The organism is Fibrobacter sp. UWB10 (assembly GCF_900182935.1).
GTDB lineage: Bacteria > Fibrobacterota > Fibrobacteria > Fibrobacterales > Fibrobacteraceae > Fibrobacter > Fibrobacter succinogenes_O.
The window spans coordinates 605255-625134 of record NZ_FXUE01000001.1; the positions used below are offsets into that span (position 1 = coordinate 605255).

Sequence of the window (19880 nt, forward strand, 5' to 3'; positions counted from 1 at the left end):
TATAGGTGTAAACAAGAACAAAACTAAAGAGAGGTAAAAATGACCGAATTGAACATCACCAAGAGCAACTTTGAAGCAGAAGTCATGAACGCCGACAAGCCTGTTCTGATTGACTTTTGGGCACCCTGGTGTGGGCCCTGCCGCATGCTTTCGCCCACCATCTCCGAAATCGCCGAAGAGCATGGTGACAAGGTGAAGGTCTGCAAGGTGAACGTTGATGAGCAGGGTGAACTGGCGTCTTTCTTTGGCGTCATGAGCATTCCTACGCTTGTCGTCATCAAAGAAGGCAAGATTGTGAATTCCGCCGTCGGGGTTCGCCCGAAAGACCAGATTGTAAACATGTTCAACTAAACGCTTGATCGATTAAACCGTCCTCCTTAAGGCGATGCACCTTTTTTGTATATTGCAAGGAAGGTGCATCTTTTATGAGCTTAGGTCCATTCAGTCACTTCCTTCCGAATCTGCCCTTTTGGCAGAATCTTTCGTCCGAAGAAAAGGCGATGGTTTCGGACCGTTGCGTTACAAAGCGCTTCGGCAAGAACCAGATGATTCACAACAGCAAGGCCTCTTGCCTCGGGATTATCTTTATCTTGAGCGGAGGGATTCGCGTGGGACTCATCTCTGACGAAGGTCGCGAAATCACCCTGTACCGCGCCAAGGCAAACGAGTTTTGCGTTTCGACGGCCTCTTGCGTGATTCACCAGCTGACTTTCGAGACCCAAGTCACCGCCGAAGAAGACACGACTGTGTTGGTGATTCCGGCGGCTCTGTGCGCCAAGCTGATGGATACGAATATTCATGTGCGGGCTTTCATTTTTGAAAAAGAGACCGAGCGTTATTCGCAGACCATTTGGGCGATTCAGCTCATGCTGTTCAAACGGTTCGACCAGCGTCTGGCTTCTTACCTGATTTCGGCTTTTGAAAGCACCGGCAAAGACGAAGTCAAGAAAACGCAGGAAGAAATCGCCCGCGACGTGAATTCTGCCCGCGAAGTAGTGGCCCGCATGCTCCAAGAATTCGCCGCCAAGGGCCTAGTCGAAATCAAGAGGGGCAGAATCTTGCTCCGCGACATCGACGGACTAAAGAAAATCCTGTAAAATAATTCTATATTTGGCCGCGAACGACGCAAGTTGCGCCGCATTAACTAACCGGAGGCTTAAAATGGCACTTCAATTCTACAACACTGCATCGCGTAAGAAAGAGATTTTCACACTTCCTGAAGGCGTTCCCGCCGTGCGCATGTACTGTTGCGGCCCGACGGTGTACCATTTCGCCCACATTGGCAACCTCCGCACCTACATTTTCGAAGACTTTTTGGTGCGTACGCTGAACTACTACGGCTACAAGGTGAACCACATCGTGAACATCACCGACGTGGGCCACTTGACCAGCGACGCCGACTCTGGCGACGACAAAATGGAAAAGGGCGCCGCCCGCGAAGGCAAGTCCGTGTGGGATATCGCTAAGTTCTACACCGACGCTTTCATGGCCGACTGGCACCGTCTCAACATCCAGGAACCGACCCGCTGGACTCCTGCCACGCAGCACATCCAAGAACAGATTGACTTGGTAAAAACTCTCGAAGAAAAGGGTTACACCTATCGCACCAGCGACGGCATCTACTTCGATAGCCTTAAGTTCCCGCGCTATGCCGACTTTGCGCGCCTGGACGTGGAAAACCTCCGCAAGGGCAGCCGCATCGACATGGGTGAAAAGAAGAACGCCACCGACTTTGCCCTGTGGAAGTTCAGCCCGAAGGACAAGAAGCGCGCTATGGAATGGGACAGCCCGTGGGGCGTCGGTTTCCCCGGCTGGCACATTGAATGCTCCGCCATGGCCATGAAGTACAACGGCCCGACCCTCGACATTCACTGCGGCGGTACCGACCACATCCGCGTGCACCACACCAACGAAATTGCCCAGAGCGAATGCGCCAACGGCGTGCAGTTTGCCCGCTTCTGGATGCACGGCGAATTTCTCCGCACCGCTAGCGAAGAAAAATTGGAAGACGGCACCACCGAACAGAAGTTCGGCAAGATGAGTAAGTCCAGCGGCGAATTCCTGACGGTTTCGCTCCTCATGGACCGCGGCTTCAATCCGCTTGACTACCGCTTCTTTGCCATCGGCAGCCACTACCGCAACTACCTGAACTTCACGTGGGAAGCTTTGGAAGGCGCCAAGGAAGGCCTGAAGAGCTTGCACAAGAAGACGGACCCGCTGATCGGTAAGGCTACCGCTATCACTAGCGAAGCAGCCAAGGCCTTCCAGAATGAATTCAAGGACGCCATCGGTGATGACCTGAACATGCCGCGTGCCCTCGGTATCATGAACACGATGCTCAAGAGCGATATCGACGACGGCGAAAAGGCTGCCCTCGTGGCCGACTTCGACAAGATTTTCGGTTTGAAGCTCGACCAGCCTCGTGAAGAATATGCCAAGAAGGGAGCCAACGACGGCGTGGATGTCGCCAAGATTGAAGCGCTGATTGCCGCCCGTAAGGAAGCCCGCGCCAACAAGAACTGGGCCGAAAGTGACCGCATCCGCGACGAACTCGCCGCCATGAACGTGGTCATCAAGGACTCCAAGGAAGGCACGACTTGGGAAATCAAAGGTTAGAAATGTGTAATGTGTAGTGTGAGATGAAACATTCCACACCACACATTGTATAGTTTATGTTCAAAGGCGAAGGTCCCGAGCGAAAAGTGTCGGGCCTTCTTTTTTATATTAGGCATTATGAATTTCAAGCCTTTCGTCTTCAATTCCTTTGGCGTGAACGGTTTCGTTTTAAGTAACGACGCCGGCGATGCCATTCTGATTGACCCGAGTGCCGGAAGCGAGCAAGAGGAACAAGCCCTCGCCCGCTACATTGAGCAGAACAAACTTACGGTAAAGCACCTGCTGAATACGCACCTGCACTTGGACCATGTGCTAGGCAATGCATTTATCGCCAACAAATACGGCGTGCAACCCGAGGCTCACGAAGAAGACGCCTTCTTGCTTGACCTGCAGGAAGAACAGAGCCAGATGTTCGGCCTCCCGCTGCGTGAACTATCGCCCGGACTCGGCAACTACCTTGCCGAGGGCGATGCCGTCGAGGTGCCCGGCATCAAGCTGCAGGTAATTCACGTGGCTGGGCACTCCCCCGGCGGCATCGCGTTTTACTGCGAAAACCCGGGCGAAGTGAATGGACAGAAGGATGTTCCGCCACTCCTGTTCCCGGGCGACATTCTGTTTGCAGGCAGCCGCGGACGCAGCGATTTATTCGGTGGCGATGACCACGCACTTGTCACAGGCATCAAGAATAAATTGATGACACTCCCGAAAGACACGATCGTATTCCCCGGGCACGGGCCGATGACGACGATTGCCGATGAGAGGCGCTGGTATTAATGGGTCGAATCGGGTGGATTGACGAATTCAAGGGATTCGTGTTGTTGCTCGTATGCCTGTACCATGTGGAGCAATCGTTCCCTCAGGCGCAAATGGGAATGCTGCATCTGAGTGCGCTTCGTATGTCAGCATTTTTCTTCATTTCAGGAATGCTTTTCAGCACACGCCGTTTTCCCAATTTCAAAAGCTACTTCATTCACAAAACTAAAGTTTTACTCATCCCCTACATTCTGCTTTCGCTGTTATTCTTGGCGTTAGATCCGGTCGTGTACAACTTCGACTTATTCCCGAAAGCACCACGCATGACAGTGATGAATATACACCCACATATCGCTAGCGTTTGGGATTACATCTACTGGAATCTGGCGAAGATTTTTGTGGCTGGGAAATCTTCGATTGGGTCGGGGCCGCTGTGGTTTGTGTTCACGCTGTATTCAGTAAGCCTGATGTTCTATGGCTTGCAGAAGCTGGCGAATTTGATAGCAAAGAAGCTGAACATAATTCAGCACGACAAGAAGGCAAGAAAGGCAGATGCAGAGCGTCCTCAGCATGACATGAAGGCAAAAATCGCGATTGCAGTCACGGCAGTCGCAAGTCTTGCGGGCGGGTGGTTGCTGTACAAGAATCATATTCGCTTGCCGCTGGGAATCGAGCGAGATTTGACGGTGCTATTCTTCTTCACTTGCGGATGGCTGAGCAAAGAACCTATTCGCAATAAGCTCTGCGGGAAAGGAAAAAAACGCATTCCCTGGAGTCTTGTAGTTGCCACCTCCATCACGACATTCATTCTCTACGCCGCATTCGAAATTCCGGACCCGAATTTCAGCATCATGAACAACACCCTCGGAAAATCACTCCCGATATTCGTCGCCAGTTCTTTCTTCGGTATTGCAGGCCTTGTAACCGCCTTTGTCGCAGCCGACAAGATTCCAAACATCGGGCCCATTCGCACACTCAAGGGAATCCTCCGCAACATTTCAAGGAACGCGCTCGTGATTCTTGCGGTTCACTGGTATATATTGCTGGTAATGCGTCTGCTTTTCCGCGGGACTTTCAACAAACCAGGCATTGCATACATTTCTATCGCCATCGTAGCGACTGGCGTTGTCGCCGCCATTCCATTATTCCGATGCAAACTTTACAAGCTGCTCGGTAAGCAGCCTGCGAGCGTGCGCGAAAGTTTGAATATTCGCGATTAAATTTCCAAGAAAGCTTTCAAGTCGTCCATGCGGCGCTTAGCCATTTCAACGCCATGCTCGTACGACTCGTTCATCTTTTCCATGTTCGTATCAAACTGGTCGCACAAATCAATCACAGGTCGAATCAAGAAGAGTTTGCCTTCTTTTTCGAGTTTTTCCATTTGCACGAACATTTTTTCGTAACGCTTTAAGCGAATCATGAGCGCTCGGAACATGTCCGGATATTTGCGCTTATACATCGGATTCAAAATCGCACGATACTTGCGGAAGTCCGTCACCGCTTCGCCCGGATAATGCGTCGAAATAGCAACCACCTTATCGCAGCCCTTTTCAAAAGCACGCAGGTAAGGAATCGGAGCCGTAATGCAACCGTCGGCATAATGCTTGCCATCAATTTCTGCCATCGGGAAAATCATCGGCAGGGCGCAACTGGCGCTAATCAAATCGAGCAAGCGTTTTTTTTCGTTCTTTTCGCTCTTGAATTCGGCACGGCCCGTTTCGCAACACGTCAGTCCGATTTCGCATTCGATTTTAGAATTATGGAACGCTTCAAAGTCAAACGGCATTTCGCCATCGGCAGCCAGATAGTTCAACGCATGGAATTCCTTTTGGATTCCAATGAACTTGCTCGCCCACTTTTTGCCTTTCTGCAAGCGCGTCGGGAGCACGATAAAACGCAAGCGACCTTGCTGGCGCGTAACAAAGTTCACCGCCGCATGGGCTCCGGCAGAAACACCTGCCACGTAATTAAAATCAATATCTTCGTCAAGCCAGGTGTCAATCACACCTGCGCTGAACATCGTCTGACGAGAACCGCCCTCTAACACCAACCCAGTCTTCATGCCACAACCTCTTCGGGCGTTTCAGCCGCAACCGGGAGCGGAGTCACTTCAGTCTTGCCCAACGCTTGCTGTTTAAGACTCCAGACTTTCTGTCTGAAATATTCACTGCGTTCGGCCAAGTGTTTCGAAGAAGGAATTCCCTTCACGCGTTCAATCTTTTCAGGTTCGCTAACAACAATCTGCGTGCGATGACCACGCTTATAAATGCCATCGATACCCACCGCAATCACCGGAGCGCCGGTACTGCGAGCAAGGAACGCAAAACCCGTCTTGAATTCATTCAGCAAGCCGTCATAGCGGCACTTGCCTTCGGGGAATATAATCACCGAATTGCCTTTTTCCAGTTCATGCTTTGCAATCAAGGCCCATTCGGTATCCAAGTTAAAGCGGTCGCAAGGAATCACGCATTTTACGCGAGTCAGAGCCCAGCTAAAATGCGGGTCTTCAATTTGGTCTTTCGCCACCACGATGCTTCTATTGTGAAAAAAGATTGCAAGCATCATGAGGGGGTCCCACATGCTCGTATGATTCGCAATAATTATCGAAGGCGTCTTAAGGCGCGGAGACTTCACCGTTTCACCGGCAAAAGTCACCTTCGGGCGGTTCCAAACAAGCAAATAAACACGCACGGTGTAGATCACTACCACCATGACGAACTGCATGAAAAGTTCAAACAGCGGGTTCTTCTTTTTCATTATTTTCCGAGAGATTCTTTCGGGATGCTCGTAAAGGTCAGGGCGCCCTTCGCGTGAACGTTGCCATTCACTTTCACAATGCAGTCAAAGCCGACCAACACACCGCCTTCCTTCGTCTTCTTCACGGAAATTTCAAGCTGGTCGCCAGGAATCACCGGCTTCACGAACTTGAATCCATCAATCTTCAAAAGCACGTAGAGATTCTTTTCCAAATCTTCGGCAGGCTTTTCGATTACAAGCGAACAAAGCTGAGCGCAGCTTTCCACAATGAGCACGCCCGGCATAATCGGAGTGCCCGGGAAGTGCCCCATAAAATAGGGTTCATTCACGCTCACATTCTTAATGCCCACAGCAGATTCATTCGGCACAAGTTCCGTGACCTTTTCAATCATCTGGAACGGCGGACGCTGAGCAATCTTTTCGCTGATTTCGTAAATATTCATCATAGAGAGAGACCTCCATCGAGCACGAACACCTGGCCAGTCACGTAGGCGAACTGGTCAGAAGCAAGCGCAGACACAATGTTTGCGACTTCGTCGGCAGAACCAAAGCGCTTCAGAGGAATCTTTTCAAGGTAGCCCTTGCGAGTTTCTTCGGGAATAGCTTCGATCATTTCGGTAGCGATAAAGCCCGGAGCCACGGCATTCACGCGAATACCAAAGCCACCAAGTTCTTTAGCCAGCGTCTGAGTCAAGGAGTTCACGGCACCCTTGGTAGCGCTGTAAACAGCCTGGCCAGCGAGAGCAAACTTCGAAGACACGGAGCTCATGTTGATAATCACGCCGGACTTCTGCTTGTACATTTTCACAGCTACCTGCTGAGCGCAATAGAAGTAACCCTTCACGTTCAGGTCGAAGCACTTGTCCAAGGTTTCCGGATTCATCATCATCAGGTATTCGTCGCGCACAATACCGGCATTGTTCACCAGCACGTCGATGCGACCGTAAGCCTTAAAGATTTCGCGAATCATGACCTTCACTTGAGAAAGGTCGGCGACATTTGCCTTGTAAATCATGCCGTCGCCACCTTCGGACTTAATCTGGTCCAAGGTCTGCTGGGCAGCCTCGTCGGAACTGGAGTAGTTCACTACAACTGTATAACCATCGCGAGCAAGGCGCAAAGCACAAGCCTTACCGATACCCTTAGAAGCTCCTGTTACCAAAGCTACTTTCATATTCTAGCTCCTTCTACCTAAACGCTATTTTCCGAAAACGACGGCGCTATAAGAGCCACCAGCCGCAAAGGAGATTACCAAAATTTTCTTGAGGTTTGCAGATTCCACATTCTTTGCAGAAACAGAGCCATCTGCAGCCACAAAGTAAGCGTTATCGTTTGCCAGTTCACCACTCAACAGGAGAGTTGCTTCGGCAGCGGCCAAAGCGGCAGACCCCGCACGACCTTCACCGGTGCGTTCCTTGACTTCGAAGAGCGGCATCGTCGCAAGCTTTTCGCCAAACACGCGCTTGAGAGCACCCTTTTCAATATCGTCAATCTTCTTGCAGCCATTGGCAAAACCGCAAACGGCATCAATTTCATTGGCAGAAATTCCGGCATCAGCAAGGGCGTCGGCAATAGCCTTATCCAAAGCTTCGTCAGAACCAACCAATTTGCCGAACTTCACGTTCTTGCGGCCATGACCGAAACCGAGTGCGTAGCAGTAAACCTTTGCATCACGGCTCTTGGCATAAGATTCATCTTCGAGCATGATCGACACGCTACCGTCGCCAACCACAAAGCCTTCAGAATCGGAATACGGAGCAACCACATCGTTTGCAGCCACACCGAGCTTCTGGGCAAATTCCGTAATAATCGGCAGGTTTTCGTCGGTACCGGTAGCCATCATGACTTTTTCTTGGCCATCATGAATCACGTTCATGGAATAGCCAATGCTGTCGAGGCCCGAAAGCGGACCGGTGGTAATGGTAACGCCGTAGCCCTTGATACCGGAGCAAATCGACAGGTAACCACCAGCAGCATTATAAACCGTGTGCGGGAACTTGAAGGCAGAACCGCCGGCATTGCCGAGTTCAGCAATCAGTTCTTCAAAATCGTAAGTTGCGCCAAGACCACCTTCGCTTGTACCCACGATAATACCGATATCCATGGCATTTTCGTCGGACACCTTGAAGTTCGCATCTTGGAGTGCACGCATACCCGAAACAGTCTGGAGCTGGCCCAGATTATCGAGCTTGCGGTAGAAAGCCATCTTGATGCCGAGTTCCTTGTAGTCATCGAGTGCAATCGTAGAATGCACCGAAGCGGACTCAGGCTTCTTGCCTGCATTCACAGCTTCAAGATAGGCAGCCTTGCTATTACCGAGCGGAGACACAATTCCCACACCCGTCACAGCAATCTTACAGTCCTTAGCGGACTGAGCAGACACATTTCCCGATTCCTTCGAGAAGACGATAGCCGCATTCGTGCCACCGAAAGCCACATTGTTGCTCAAGACGCTCTTGAGTTCCTTATGGCGAGCCTTGTTCTGCACGAAGTCCATGTCGCCCACTTTTTCCTTGAGGGCGGCAGACTGTTCTTCGCTATACGGGAAGGTCGGAAGAACGGTATCCGTGGTAAGAGCCTTGATGCTAAAGACAGCTTCAATGGCACCAGCGGCACCCAAGCAATGGCCCGTAAGCACCTTGGTAGAACTTACGCTCACCGTCGGATTTTCTTCGCCGAAGTAGGCCTTGAAAGCGGTCATTTCGGCATTGTCATTCTTACCCGTGCCCGTACCATGAGCATTGATGTAACCGATGTCGGTTTTAGCAATGCCGGAGTTCTTGACAGAGCGGTTGATGGCTTCTTTCAGGCAAAGACCATCTTCACGCGGGGCGGTAATGTGGTTTGCATCGCTCGTGACGCCAGAACCAAGCACTTCGCAGTACTGCTTGGCAGCACGCTTCTGCGCATGTTCGTAAGATTCCACAATCACGATACCAGCACCTTCGCCAAGCGTAATGCCGTTGCAACGGTTAAACGGAGAGCATCCGTTTTCATCGAGTGCATGGAGCGAAAGGAATCCGGAATACGGGACCGAAGCAAAAGAATCGGCGCCGCCCGCAATCACGACATCGGCCTTACCGGCGCGAATCAAGTCGCAAGCGACCGCAATCGAAATTGTACCAGCAGCACAAGCATTCGCTACGTTAGTGACAATGCCACCAGCCCCGCAAGTTTCAGCCACCTGAGACGCAATAGATGCAATCGGCATCTTTGCGATTTCAGAAGCGTCGCGACCATGTTGATGATACTGTTCAATCGAAAGAACGCCGCCCACACAACTTCCGATAACCACGCTCACACGTTGGTCGTCGTTAAAGTTTTTGAGTCCGGCATCGGCTAGAGCTTCGTTTGCCGCCTTGATGCAAAGTTTCGAGACGCGGTCCTTTTCTTCGGGCGCATCAATTTCATCAAGGGAATCGCACTTGACTTCGGCAGCCAAGTCCGCATAACAGTTCACAGTATCAACAGAAGTGGTTTTATGAATGCCGGAAACAGATTCCAGCGCACTTTTCCAAGCTTCTTCAACATTGTTACCGACTGCGCAAATTACGCCAAGGCCGGTAACTACACAACGCTTATCGTCAGATGTCATAATACGAAAAGGGTAAAATTAAGCCTTATGGGATTCGATGTAAGCAGCGATCGTATCGATGCTCTGGAAGTTTTCCTTGGCAACGCCCGTCATGGAAACGCCAAAGTTGGAATCCACGAAGGAGATGATTTCAAGGGAATCCACAGAATCAAGGCCGATTTCTTCGCCAAAAAGCGGAGTATCGAACTGGAGCACGTCGCCATCGACGCCGAGATCAGACATAAAGAAGGCCTTGAGTTTTTCTTTCATTTCGTTCATAATTTACCTCGTTTTTAATTTTTTGCCAAAAATAATAAAATTATAACGAATTATCTTTGCAAAAACTTACAATTACGACATAATTGCGAAAAATAGCGACAAAATGGAGACATTCTAGCTAAAAAGCCTGACGAACGTAGAAGGACAGGCCTAAGTGGTCAAAATCGATCCACGAAAAGTCTGCACGAGCAAACAAATTCTGTTTTAGATTCAAGCCCAAAAGTGCGCCAGCACCAATGGACCGGTGCCAATCGTTACGTACAAGTTCACTAAAATAGCGTCCTGATTTTCCACCTTCGAAAAACAAATGCCCGCCCAGGCGCCACCAAATATACTGTCGAACCTCGGCCTGCATGATAACAGCCTGATTATCGCCAAAATACAGGCTTTCTACCCCTCGGAAACGGCAAATGCCATCAGGGCCCGCAAGCATGTCAAAGGGAACATCGCCATCGGCACGTTGCCACAAGAAGCCAACAGCCATGGTCGTATTCGGGGAAAAACTGGAATAACCGCGCAAATCAAGCGATTCCACGTCGAACGTATAGTCGCCCAAACGGTCACTATAGAACATCTGCTGCCATTGGGCCAAAAATCCATGTCGTGTCCAGTTAATGTTGTCGCGGGTATCCACGCCCAACAAATAGCCCGCACCGTTTCGCCAACCGGAATGAGCATCGGGCAAGTCGGTAATTTCGCCAATATCAAAATCAATTTCGGTATATTCTGCATGGACTTCGACACCATACTTGAGCGCCCGAGGAAGCCCTATTCTCGATTCAATACGCGTGCCATACTGGAACTTTTTGCGGTTGAAGTTCGTGAATACATCGATATCGGGATTGTTGCCGCGACCATAATAACCGGCCACCCAGTCCTGGTACTTGAGCAAGCCCCAAATACTTACTTGATCATGGAATAAATAATAGTATGGTTCCAACTGCAACTGCAGCTGTCCGCGAGTTGAGCCGTAAGCCGTGAGTCCAATTTCAGGGACATTGCCACCCGATTCGTCGGGCTTCAAGAACAGGAGCGCCATCACACCAATCTGGAATTCCGTCTCTTCGGTGTAGCCAAGAATAGGCACCACAGAATAACGCTGAAAATTGTCTCCAGACGCCTCTTCAGTTGCCGCAGCGACAAACGCCACGAAAGCAATCAAAAGTAATCCTATTTTTTTCAACAAATCCATTACAAACCAAATATAAAATTTAAACGAAGCCTTTCATTTATTGTTAATTTTTCATTGTTCATTATTTATATCACATGGCCCGCGCACGCAAGACAATCACACCTGACCCGTATGCGAAACCGATAGCGAAACCGCTACCGCCCGAGCAGAGTTTGCCGGGACACTTGAAGCAGTTTCAGTCTCCGACGCGTGCGAACTTTGAACTCGTGAGCCCTTATGGTGCAGCGGGCGACCAGCCGAAGGCCATCGAAGAACTCACGGTCGGATTCAAACACGGCGAACAGTTCCAGACGCTTCTCGGCGTCACGGGTTCTGGTAAGACTTTTACGATGGCAAACGTCATCAAGAACGTGGGCAAGCCGACGCTGATTTTGACCCACAACAAGACGCTTGCAGCCCAGCTCTACCAAGAATTCAAGGCGTTTTTTCCGCATAATGCGGTGGAATATTTCGTAAGCTACTACGACTACTTCCAGCCCGAAGCCTACATTCCGCATACGGATACTTTCATCGAAAAAGACGCGAGCATCAACGACGAAATCGATAAGCTGCGCCTGCGCGCGACAGCGAACCTTTTGACACGCCGCGACGTGATTATCGTTGCCTCCGTGAGCTGCATTTACGGTTTGGGAAGCCCGAGCGAATATTTTGATTTGATGGTTCGCATCAAAAAGGGCGACGTTTACGACCGCGACAAGATTCTGCATGACCTGGTTCGCATTCAATATACGCGAAACGATTTCAGCCTGGAACGAGGTTCTTTCCGCGTCCACGGCGACGTGATTGAAATTCACCCGAGCTACGACGAAGAAGGACTGCGCATTGAACTTTTTGGCGACGAGGTAGACAGGCTCGTCCGATTCAATATGATTACCGGCGAAGTCACGCAAGAGCTGGACGAGATGACTATCGCTCCGGCAAAGCACTTCGTGACCAAGGAAGAGGGCCGTGCAGGAATCTTGCAGCGCATGCAAATGGAACTGACCGACCGCCTCGCCGAGCTCGACAAAGAAGGCAAGGTGCTGGAATCGGCCCGCCTTAGTAGCCGCACCCGCTACGACATGGAAATGATTCGCGAAACCGGCATGTGCAGCGGTATTGAAAACTACTCCCGCATTATCGAAAACCGCGCCCCGGGTACGCGTCCGTTTACGCTCATCGACTACTTCGGCGATGACTGGCTTTTGATGATCGACGAATCCCACGTGAGCATTCCGCAAGTGGGAGGCATGGCCGAAGGCGATAAGAGCCGCAAGACCACGCTGGTGCAGTACGGGTTCCGCCTCCCCTGCGCCTTGGACAACCGCCCGATGAATTTTGCCGAATTCGAGTACATGTACCCGAAGCAGGTGCTCTTTGTGAGCGCCACCCCTGGCGATTATGAACTGACAAAAACAGGCGGCGTCGTTACCGAACAAATTAACAGACCGACCGGACTTTTGGACCCGAAAATTGAGATATTCCCCATCAAGGGCCAGATGGACGTGCTGCTGTACCGCATCGAAGAAGTCGTCAAGAATGGCGACCGCGTGCTCGTCACGACGCTCACCAAGAAAATGGCACAAGACCTCACCGACTTCTTTGTAGAAGCGGGAATTCGTGCGCGTTACCTGCACAGCGACATCAAGACTTTGGAACGCCACGAATTGATTCGCGGGCTCCGTACTGGGGAATTTGACGTACTCGTGGGCATCAACCTGCTGCGTGAAGGCTTGGACTTGCCCGAAGTGAGCATGGTCGCAATTCTCGACGCCGACAAGGAAGGCTTCTTGCGCAACTACCGCAGCCTGATTCAGACCATGGGACGCGCAAGCCGCAACGTGAACGGCACCGTACTTTTGTTCGCCGACAACATGACCGACAGCCTCGACAAGGCCATCACCGAAACCGCCCGCCGAAGAGCCGTTCAGGAAGAATTCAACAAGGAACACGGCATCACGCCGAAATCCGTGACCCGCAAACTCGAAGACGACCTGAGAATCAACGACCCGCTCGGCGATATTGGCGACGACTCCGTCGACGAAGACTGGGAAGACGATGGTAACGGCATCCGCCCGATGGAACCGCTACAGCCTTCGAGCAAGACCAAGAAGAAAGGCGTACGAGGCTCGAAACGCGACAACAGTGTCATTCTGAGCGGAGCACGTAGTGCGAAGTCGAAGAATCCAGAACCGCAATCCCAGCTGGAAGACCTGGAACGTCAGATGAAAGAAGCCGCCGCCCGACTCGATTTTGAGGAAGCGGCCCGACTCCGCGACATTATTCGCAGCATGAAATAGCAAAAAGGCGTGTTATAGCTCAAGAAATTGCGCAAAAACGCCTAAATTTGCATTTTTTAGCCAAAATTTACACATTTTCGTTTGCATTTTAGGCCTTTTTTGTTTATTTTCAAGGGCAGAAAACATTTAATGAGGATATATCCATGAACTTTGCAAAGAAACTTTTCCTAAGTTCCGTTTTCGCTGTAGGCGCATTCGGTCTCGTTGCTTGCGGAAGCGACAGCAAGTCTTCTACCGAACCCGGCCCGGACGAACCGGGTGGAAAAATTGAAATTCCGACCCAGAAAGACGCCAACATCACCGTAAGTTCTGACATTGGCTCTAGAATTTCCGGCGATGACGTCCGCTTTACTGGCCGTTTTGGATTGGACCTCGTTGTCGACTCCATTGAAAACTCTTTCGACATTGCCTTTACGAATATCGAATACAAGGTGGCTAAGGGCTCTGACGCAAGTAATTTGACAATGGTACCTGCTGTTATCACTTCGAACACCATTGTTTTCCCCACAGAAAACTCCATCGACCTGAACTCGATGAATTCTGCTTTCGTATCTGTCAGCCTGCTCGATCCGGCCTTTACCGAATGTGGTACGTATAGCCTTATCGTTACGGTAACCGCAAACAATGGCGCAAAGGACTTCCAGAGAACCGAAATCATTCCGTTCGAACGCGCAGCCGACTATTACTGCCAAGTCATTGACACGACTACCCAAGAACAGCCCAAGGCCGAAGTCGCCATGACTGCTTGCCAGGTTGAACTGTCTACGAACATTAACCCGGGTCTTAGCCTAGCCACCTGCACCGCAGTGCCTGCCGCAAGTGCTGCAACCGCTGACATCATCTTCGCAAAGGCTGGCTCCAAGAGCAATCCTGAAATGACTGCTACTAGCGGCACCGGCCTTATGTTCGCACCGATTAACAACGGTGACCTTCCGCCGTATACCGACGACTACGAAGTGGATATGTGGCCTGAAGACATGAACTCCCGTACCCCGCCCACCGCCTACGTGAGCGACTTCAAGTTCAAGAGCACCGGTACGGGCGCCTCCATCGCCTCCATGATTGAAAACTCCAACCAGATCTACGTTGCTTTGGCTCCGGGCTACAACGCTGAAACTGGCGTAGGCTTCTACGCTTTCGCAATCACTGAAGCGACCGAAGGCAACAACGGCGATTACACCTTCAAGGTGAAGCTCTATAAGGTCCAGTAATCGGGTCTAAACCAAATTTAAGCCCTCCCCCCGCGGGAGGGCTTTTTCTATATTTTCGCGCGTAATTTAAACATGGAGTAAAACATGCTCAAGAAGCTTTCCAATTTCCCCGGCATCAAGGGACCGGTCGTAACCATCGTGATGGATGGTTTTGGTATCACTGATAAGGTCGAAGGCAACGCCATCAAGGCCGCCCGCACCCCGACTCTCGACAACCTCTTCAAGATGTACCCGAACGTGCTCCTGAAGGCTCACGGCCGCGCCGTGGGTATGCCGACCAACGAAGACATGGGTAACTCCGAAGTGGGTCACAACGCTATCGGTGCTGGCCAGGTGTACAACCAGGGTGCCGCCCTCGTGCAGGACGCAATCGTCTCTGGCGACATCTTCGGCCGCGACGCTTGGAAGGAAATCGCCGGCAACGCCCGCGAAAAGAACACAGTGCTCCACTTCATCGGTCTCTTCAGCGACGGTAACGTTCACTCCAACATTTCTCACCTGAAGGCCATGGTGGCCCAGGCCAAGAAGGAAGGCCTGAAGAAGGTCCGCGTGCACATCCTCCTCGACGGTCGTGACGTGCCGGAAACTTCCGCCCTCGATTACGTTGGCCCGTTCGAAAAGTTCCTCGACGAACTCCGCTCTCCGGAATTCGACGTTTGCATTGCTAGCGGCGGTGGCCGTATGCAGATCACCATGGACCGTTACAACGCTAACTGGAAGATGGTGGAACTCGGCTGGAAGACCCACGTGCTCGGCGAAGGCCGCTACTTCGACAACGCCACCCAGGCTATCGAAACCCTCCGTGGCGAAACCAAGGCTATTGACCAGGATCTCCCGCCGTTCGTGATTGCGAAGGATGGCCAGCCGGTCGGCACCATCAACGACGGCGACTCCGTGGTGTTCTTCAACTTCCGTGGCGACCGCGCCATCGAAATCACCCGCGCCTTCGAAGAAGAATCCTTCAACGAATTTGACCGCAAGCGCTTCCCGCACGTCTGCTACGCTGGCATGCTCCAGTACGACGGCGACCTCAAGCTCCCGAACCGCTTCCTCGTTCCGCCTCCGGCCATCAAGGAAACCAGCGGCGAATGGCTCGCTGAAACGGGTGTCAAGCAGTTCGCTTGCTCCGAAACGCAGAAGTACGGCCACGTGACTTACTTCTGGAATGGTAACCGTTCCAGCAAGTTCGACGGCGAAACCTACCTCGAAATCGAATCTGACGTTGTTCCGTTCGAACAGCGCCCGTGGATGAAGGCAGCCGAAATCACCGACGCCATGATCGAAGCTTTGAAGAGCGGCAAGTACCAGACTCTCCGCTGCAACTTCCCGAACGGCGACATGGTGGGCCACACTGGTTCCTTCCGCGCTGCTACGATGGCTATCGAAGCTGTGGACATCGGCCTCGCCCGCTTGCTCCCGGTGATCGACGCCCTCGGTGGTGTTGCTATCATCACGGCTGACCACGGTAACGCCGACGAAATGTACGAAATCGACAAGAAGACCGGCATGCCGAAGGTCAACAAGGACGGTTCCTTCAAGGCCAAGACGAGCCACACCCTCAACAAGGTGCCCTGCATCCTTTACGATAACGTAACGGGCGGCAAGCTCGGCCTCAAGGAAGGCGACTGGGGTCTTTCGAACATCGCCGCCACGACCGCAAACCTCCTCGGCCTCGAAAAGCACGAGGCGTGGGATGATTCTATGCTCATCATCAAGTAATGAGCTTGCGACCAATCGTCGCAAAACCATTAAAAAAGGAACCCCGCAAGGGTTCCTTTTTTTATTTACCTAAAGTGCCGCGAGCGTATTCGTTGATGCAGGTGACGGCTTTGCGCTTGCAAGGCGTACTTTCATCGTAGAAGACGACGCGGTCATTGCGGAATACTTCGCCGAAGATTTCTTTACCGGCGGCGTTGCTCGCCTTATTGTACTTGACATCGTAGAAAATGTCGGTGTCGCGGGTAACGACACGAATTTCGGCATCAATCTTGTAGGCGCCGTGCGCCCCCTTCAGTTTAAAACCGTAAGGGATTTCATCCATCTTTAAGAACTTGAGGTTGGGAGCATCGAAATCGAGCTGCATCCAAGAACGGGCGCCACCCTTACTGCGAAGGTTAAACCAACCTTCTAGCGAGCCTTCGGTGCTTTCGTTGGCCGATTCCATGGCCATATTCAAACAAGCGAGATATCCATCGCGAGCCAGCGATAGGTCTTCCTTGAATTCATGATAAGTGTCCATATCGCCATCGTAGGCAAAAAGCGGGGCAACACAACAAACTATTAGGAGAATAAGATATTTCATATTCTTAATGTAGAAAAAAAGTATTTGCGCCTTCTTCCCTTGCACACTTTTACTATATTTAGGCCACGCCCGAGCCCGGGTGGTGGAATGGTAGACACTGGGGACTTAAAATCCCTTGAGGGCAACCTCGTGCGGGTTCAAGTCCCGCCCCGGGCATTAACGGCAAACCAGGGAGCTCCTATGATTGAATTCTACCCGAACAGCATTTACTACCCGCGCGAAGCGGTCGAAGAAAAACTCGCCAAGGGCGAACTTCAGAAAACCGAAAAGCACCTGATGGGCTGGACGGAACGCCACCGCGGCGAAATCTGGGATTGTGCCCGAGACGATTCCGAAGATCCCACCGACGAAATCTTGCTTGACAACCTGCGTGCACTCTTGCTTTGCAAGGGTTCCTTGCAGCCGGCCGCCGAAATGGGCGACATGATCAAGGAAATCAAGAAAGAAGTCTGGTACCGCAACGAATCCCACCACGAAGACCCCAAGGAAGTGGCCGAAGAATGGCGCGCCAAGTACTTGGTCAAGTGGCGTGAAGCACGCATGTTCGAAGCGTTCATCTTGATTGAAAAACGCACCGCCGAACTGCTCGCTATTTTAAAGAACAAGTAATTAGTAGTCTATTTTCCAAGCGATTGGAACCCAAGCTACAAAGCGTCCGCTTTCACTACGCGGATAGCGCCAATAGGTCTGGATTTGCGAAAGCACCAGGCCTTTAAAATTGTCGTCATGCACATTGGTAAAAAGGATTTCTGGCGAGAACACGCCTAGAGAATCAAGCGTGAGCTTGATGCCCATAATTGCATGCGGAGAATCGCTTTTGAAATTCTTGTTGTTCGACTTGAAAAATGCCGCCGAAGCAAAATGGAGGCTTGCAGCGCGACCCTGCAAGAATTTTTCAAACTGCAAAATGTCGCGGCCGGCCGAATTTTCGAGCACATAAATGTCTTCGAGCGAAGGCATGACAACGCGGCCCGTAAAGCCCTTTTGCAAACCAACTTCCGGAACGGGTTCCGATTCAACGGACGGCACCGGCGTATACAGGTGCACCCTGGAAAGCGCGAACAGCATGCCCGCAAAAACTAGAATCATGAAATATATCGGCAAGTTGCGCATAGTGTTGTCCTAGTTGTTTTCGGAACAAGGTTCAATAAAAGGTTCAATCGCCTTGACACAAAGCTGCAAGGATTTACGGTCGTTAAAATAATTCCAAGTCGGTTCAAAAATCACCGATACAGGCTTGCTGAGCAGGCTCTTGTACTTGCGAAGTCCAAAACCGATGGCGGGATACACGCGGCTCCCTGCCTGCGAAATATCCATTTGCAGGTGTCCGCCCTTGAGTTCACGAAGCCTGTGGATTTTCACGTTGTCGGCGCGAAAAGTCGGATACGGGAAGTTTCCACTAAACGGTTCTAACAAATCGATAAAGTCGAGAATCGAAATCAGCTGGTTCTTATTCGCGTTGCCTGCACCGTAATCGCTCGGCGCCATATACTGCGAAGCTTCGACAATCAGTTCGTTGAGAGAAATGCAAATGTCGTAGGAGCAAGGAGCGGCTTCGCCTTCGCATTCTTCGGTGCCGGTATAATTCTGGCTTGCGGCAGAAACTTCCAAGCGCTTGCGGAGTTCATCGATTTTGTCAGCCGGAAGCGAAAAACCTGCAGCGTTAGCATGCCCACCCCAGCGATCAAAAAGTTCGCGGGATTCAAACAAAGCCTTGTGCCAGTTAAAGCCAGGAACTGCGCGGGCACTTGCATGCGCCATGCCATCTTGGATAGAAAGCACTGCCGTCGGGCGGTGGTATTCTTGAGCAAGCTTTGCCGCCACAATTCCAATCACGCCTACATGCCAGCCATTACCTGCAACCACAATCACGGTCGGAAGCTTGTCGCCATACATGGCCGTCATTTGCTCTTGCGCCATTTCGGTGATTTCAGCTTCTTTCTGTTTGCGTTTGCTGTTCCATTCGCGAAGTTCCGCCATCAAGGCATTCGCGGTCGCCATATTCGGGCTGAGCAAAAGTTTGAGAGCCGGGTCCGGGCGCTCCATGCGACCGGGCGCATTCAGGAGCGGAGCAAACTTGTACATGACATCAATGCCGCCCACGCTGCCGTGGCCCTTCATCAAGTTGCTGTACATTTCTTGAAGTCCCGGCCAGTGGCTGCTTTCAATGGACTTGAGGCCCGCCTTGGTAAAGGCGCGGTTTTCAGGAGTCATCGAGACAAGGTCAGCAAGCGTACCGAGTGCCACCAAGTCCAAGAACTTGGTCGGTTCGGGCATTGAAAGCTTGGAGTACAGGGCGCAAATAAATTTGTACGAAACGCCCACGCCGCAAAGTTCCGGATTCGGGTAGGAATCGCCTTCTTGATGCGGGTCCAAGAGTACATCGCATTCCGGCAGTCCATCGCCCGAAGGCTGGTGGTGGTCTATGACCAACACCGACATTCCATAACTCTTGGCCAAAGCAATTTCGGCATTTGCGGTAATGCCCGTGTCGACGGTAATCACATAACGGGCACCCGCCTGGTGCATTTCTTCAACGGCGGATGCTGAAAGCCCATAGCCATCGCCAAAGCGGTTCGGGAGTCGCCAGTCAGACTCCATGCCAAGTTCGGCAAGAGCACGCGTCATGAGCGTGACAGCCGACATACCATCCAGATCGTAGTCACCAAAGACAAAAACTTTTTCGTGCTTTTCACGAATTTTCAAAAGCCACTCGACAGCGGCATCCATGCCCTTCATCAGGAACGGGTCAAGTACATCGCCCGAGTTACCGCACAGCATGCGGTGGGCTTCGGACACAGAGCAGACTCCGCGAGACACCAAGAAGCGCGCCACCACGTGGGGAATGCGCAAGCTCTTCGACATCGAAGAGGCCAAGTGCTCGTTCAGGACTGCTTCTGTAGATTCTTGAGCCATT

Annotated in this window: 19 protein-coding genes and 1 tRNA gene; 10 read left to right on the forward strand and 10 right to left on the reverse strand. The window is 51.6% G+C overall.

Annotation, left to right across the window (positions count from 1 at the left end; genetic code table 11):
* Positions 1 to 39: 39 nt before the first annotated feature.
* The 5 genes from trxA (at position 40) to QOL41_RS02540 (ending at position 4589) form a co-directional block, all read left to right on the forward strand.
* Positions 40 to 351: a thioredoxin gene (gene trxA / locus QOL41_RS02520; protein ID WP_173653994.1), complete on the forward strand. Its 312-nt coding sequence runs from the start codon at positions 40 to 42 to the stop codon at positions 349 to 351.
* 74 nt (positions 352 to 425) lie between these two features.
* Complete coding sequence (locus tag QOL41_RS02525) at positions 426 to 1097, forward strand: Crp/Fnr family transcriptional regulator (protein WP_283428529.1); 672 nt, start codon at positions 426 to 428, stop codon at positions 1095 to 1097.
* Positions 1098 to 1161: 64 nt separating this feature from the next.
* The gene (gene cysS, locus QOL41_RS02530; RefSeq protein ID WP_163438642.1) at positions 1162 to 2616 is read left to right on the forward strand and encodes a cysteine--tRNA ligase; all 1455 of its coding nucleotides are present in this window, start codon (positions 1162 to 1164) and stop codon (positions 2614 to 2616) included.
* A gap of 117 nt (positions 2617 to 2733) precedes the next feature.
* Positions 2734 to 3390 (forward strand): MBL fold metallo-hydrolase, encoded by a 657-nt coding sequence (locus QOL41_RS02535; RefSeq protein ID WP_283428530.1) that lies wholly within the window; start codon positions 2734 to 2736, stop codon positions 3388 to 3390.
* Positions 3390 to 4589, forward strand: coding sequence for an acyltransferase family protein (locus tag QOL41_RS02540; RefSeq protein WP_283428531.1), 1200 nt, complete (start codon positions 3390 to 3392; stop codon positions 4587 to 4589). Before QOL41_RS02535 ends, QOL41_RS02540 begins: the two co-directional genes overlap by 1 nt.
* Here the strand turns inward: QOL41_RS02540 and QOL41_RS02545 are convergent.
* The 7 genes from QOL41_RS02545 to QOL41_RS02575 form a co-directional block, all read right to left on the reverse strand.
* Complete coding sequence (locus QOL41_RS02545; protein ID WP_283428532.1) at positions 4586 to 5431, reverse strand: patatin-like phospholipase family protein; 846 nt, start codon at positions 5429 to 5431, stop codon at positions 4586 to 4588. The two genes, QOL41_RS02540 and QOL41_RS02545, sit on opposite strands and share 4 nt — an antisense overlap.
* Positions 5428 to 6126 (reverse strand): lysophospholipid acyltransferase family protein, encoded by a 699-nt coding sequence (locus QOL41_RS02550; RefSeq protein ID WP_283428533.1) that lies wholly within the window; start codon positions 6124 to 6126, stop codon positions 5428 to 5430. The genes QOL41_RS02545 and QOL41_RS02550 overlap by 4 nt, the downstream gene beginning before the upstream one ends.
* Positions 6126 to 6572 carry a 3-hydroxyacyl-ACP dehydratase FabZ gene (gene fabZ / locus QOL41_RS02555; protein WP_173653987.1) on the reverse strand — a complete coding sequence of 149 codons (447 nt, stop codon included), beginning with the start codon at positions 6570 to 6572 and terminating at the stop codon, positions 6126 to 6128. Before fabZ ends, QOL41_RS02550 begins: the two co-directional genes overlap by 1 nt.
* Positions 6569 to 7300, reverse strand: a complete 732-nt coding sequence (locus QOL41_RS02560; RefSeq protein ID WP_173653986.1) for an SDR family NAD(P)-dependent oxidoreductase — start codon at positions 7298 to 7300, stop codon at positions 6569 to 6571. Before QOL41_RS02560 ends, fabZ begins: the two co-directional genes overlap by 4 nt.
* A gap of 24 nt (positions 7301 to 7324) precedes the next feature.
* Complete coding sequence (locus tag QOL41_RS02565) at positions 7325 to 9721, reverse strand: beta-ketoacyl-[acyl-carrier-protein] synthase family protein (RefSeq protein ID WP_283428534.1); 2397 nt, start codon at positions 9719 to 9721, stop codon at positions 7325 to 7327.
* An 18-nt stretch (positions 9722 to 9739) separates the two neighbouring features.
* Positions 9740 to 9979 carry an acyl carrier protein gene (locus tag QOL41_RS02570; protein WP_073323094.1) on the reverse strand — a complete coding sequence of 80 codons (240 nt, stop codon included), beginning with the start codon at positions 9977 to 9979 and terminating at the stop codon, positions 9740 to 9742.
* Between the two features lie 118 nt (positions 9980 to 10097).
* The gene (locus QOL41_RS02575) at positions 10098 to 11171 is read right to left on the reverse strand and encodes a BamA/TamA family outer membrane protein (protein ID WP_173653984.1); all 1074 of its coding nucleotides are present in this window, start codon (positions 11169 to 11171) and stop codon (positions 10098 to 10100) included.
* 74 nt (positions 11172 to 11245) lie between these two features.
* Between QOL41_RS02575 and uvrB the strand changes: the two genes are divergently transcribed.
* From uvrB to gpmI, 3 genes are all read left to right on the forward strand, one after another.
* A complete protein-coding gene (gene uvrB / locus QOL41_RS02580; RefSeq protein ID WP_173653983.1) occupies positions 11246 to 13450 on the forward strand; it encodes an excinuclease ABC subunit UvrB in 2205 nt (734 codons plus the stop codon).
* A gap of 143 nt (positions 13451 to 13593) precedes the next feature.
* Complete coding sequence (locus tag QOL41_RS02585) at positions 13594 to 14661, forward strand: hypothetical protein (RefSeq protein WP_283428535.1); 1068 nt, start codon at positions 13594 to 13596, stop codon at positions 14659 to 14661.
* 84 nt (positions 14662 to 14745) lie between these two features.
* Positions 14746 to 16380 carry a 2,3-bisphosphoglycerate-independent phosphoglycerate mutase gene (gpmI, locus tag QOL41_RS02590; protein ID WP_072827931.1) on the forward strand — a complete coding sequence of 545 codons (1635 nt, stop codon included), beginning with the start codon at positions 14746 to 14748 and terminating at the stop codon, positions 16378 to 16380.
* Between the two features lie 61 nt (positions 16381 to 16441).
* On the opposite strand, the gene QOL41_RS02595 is transcribed toward gpmI, so the two are convergent.
* Positions 16442 to 16963 (reverse strand): hypothetical protein, encoded by a 522-nt coding sequence (locus QOL41_RS02595; RefSeq protein ID WP_283428536.1) that lies wholly within the window; start codon positions 16961 to 16963, stop codon positions 16442 to 16444.
* Positions 16964 to 17036: 73 nt separating this feature from the next.
* Between QOL41_RS02595 and QOL41_RS02600 the strand changes: the two genes are divergently transcribed.
* Both QOL41_RS02600 and QOL41_RS02605 read left to right on the forward strand, forming a co-directional pair.
* Positions 17037 to 17119: transfer RNA gene (locus tag QOL41_RS02600), tRNA-Leu, on the forward strand.
* A gap of 24 nt (positions 17120 to 17143) precedes the next feature.
* Positions 17144 to 17572 carry a hypothetical protein gene (locus QOL41_RS02605; RefSeq protein WP_173653980.1) on the forward strand — a complete coding sequence of 143 codons (429 nt, stop codon included), beginning with the start codon at positions 17144 to 17146 and terminating at the stop codon, positions 17570 to 17572.
* Here QOL41_RS02605 and QOL41_RS02610 read toward each other — a convergent pair whose 3' ends face one another.
* A complete protein-coding gene (locus QOL41_RS02610) occupies positions 17573 to 18076 on the reverse strand; it encodes a hypothetical protein (protein WP_173653979.1) in 504 nt (167 codons plus the stop codon). It lies immediately after the preceding gene.
* Positions 18077 to 18085: 9 nt separating this feature from the next.
* Positions 18086 to 19879 carry a single-stranded-DNA-specific exonuclease RecJ gene (recJ, locus tag QOL41_RS02615; protein ID WP_283428537.1) on the reverse strand — a complete coding sequence of 598 codons (1794 nt, stop codon included), beginning with the start codon at positions 19877 to 19879 and terminating at the stop codon, positions 18086 to 18088.
* Position 19880: the final 1 nt, after the last annotated feature.

What these genes read in the sequence shown, in the direction of transcription:
- trxA (WP_173653994.1), top strand. Translation starts at nt 40, where the DNA reads ATGACCGAATTGAACATCACCAAGAGCAACTTTGAAGCAGAAGTCATG.
- recJ (WP_283428537.1), bottom strand. Translation starts at nt 19,879, where the DNA reads ATGGCTCAAGAATCTACAGAAGCAGTCCTGAACGAGCACTTGGCCTCT.
- uvrB (WP_173653983.1), top strand. Translation starts at nt 11,246, where the DNA reads ATGGCCCGCGCACGCAAGACAATCACACCTGACCCGTATGCGAAACCG.
- QOL41_RS02575 (WP_173653984.1), bottom strand. Translation starts at nt 11,171, where the DNA reads ATGGATTTGTTGAAAAAAATAGGATTACTTTTGATTGCTTTCGTGGCG.
- QOL41_RS02595 (WP_283428536.1), bottom strand. Translation starts at nt 16,963, where the DNA reads ATGAAATATCTTATTCTCCTAATAGTTTGTTGTGTTGCCCCGCTTTTT.
- cysS (WP_163438642.1), top strand. Translation starts at nt 1,162, where the DNA reads ATGGCACTTCAATTCTACAACACTGCATCGCGTAAGAAAGAGATTTTC.
- QOL41_RS02565 (WP_283428534.1), bottom strand. Translation starts at nt 9,721, where the DNA reads ATGACATCTGACGATAAGCGTTGTGTAGTTACCGGCCTTGGCGTAATT.
- QOL41_RS02525 (WP_283428529.1), top strand. Translation starts at nt 426, where the DNA reads ATGAGCTTAGGTCCATTCAGTCACTTCCTTCCGAATCTGCCCTTTTGG.
- fabZ (WP_173653987.1), bottom strand. Translation starts at nt 6,572, where the DNA reads ATGATGAATATTTACGAAATCAGCGAAAAGATTGCTCAGCGTCCGCCG.
- QOL41_RS02550 (WP_283428533.1), bottom strand. Translation starts at nt 6,126, where the DNA reads ATGAAAAAGAAGAACCCGCTGTTTGAACTTTTCATGCAGTTCGTCATG.
- gpmI (WP_072827931.1), top strand. Translation starts at nt 14,746, where the DNA reads ATGCTCAAGAAGCTTTCCAATTTCCCCGGCATCAAGGGACCGGTCGTA.
- QOL41_RS02570 (WP_073323094.1), bottom strand. Translation starts at nt 9,979, where the DNA reads ATGAACGAAATGAAAGAAAAACTCAAGGCCTTCTTTATGTCTGATCTC.
- QOL41_RS02605 (WP_173653980.1), top strand. Translation starts at nt 17,144, where the DNA reads ATGATTGAATTCTACCCGAACAGCATTTACTACCCGCGCGAAGCGGTC.
- QOL41_RS02610 (WP_173653979.1), bottom strand. Translation starts at nt 18,076, where the DNA reads ATGCGCAACTTGCCGATATATTTCATGATTCTAGTTTTTGCGGGCATG.
- QOL41_RS02585 (WP_283428535.1), top strand. Translation starts at nt 13,594, where the DNA reads ATGAACTTTGCAAAGAAACTTTTCCTAAGTTCCGTTTTCGCTGTAGGC.
- QOL41_RS02545 (WP_283428532.1), bottom strand. Translation starts at nt 5,431, where the DNA reads ATGAAGACTGGGTTGGTGTTAGAGGGCGGTTCTCGTCAGACGATGTTC.
- QOL41_RS02540 (WP_283428531.1), top strand. Translation starts at nt 3,390, where the DNA reads ATGGGTCGAATCGGGTGGATTGACGAATTCAAGGGATTCGTGTTGTTG.
- QOL41_RS02560 (WP_173653986.1), bottom strand. Translation starts at nt 7,300, where the DNA reads ATGAAAGTAGCTTTGGTAACAGGAGCTTCTAAGGGTATCGGTAAGGCT.
- QOL41_RS02535 (WP_283428530.1), top strand. Translation starts at nt 2,734, where the DNA reads ATGAATTTCAAGCCTTTCGTCTTCAATTCCTTTGGCGTGAACGGTTTC.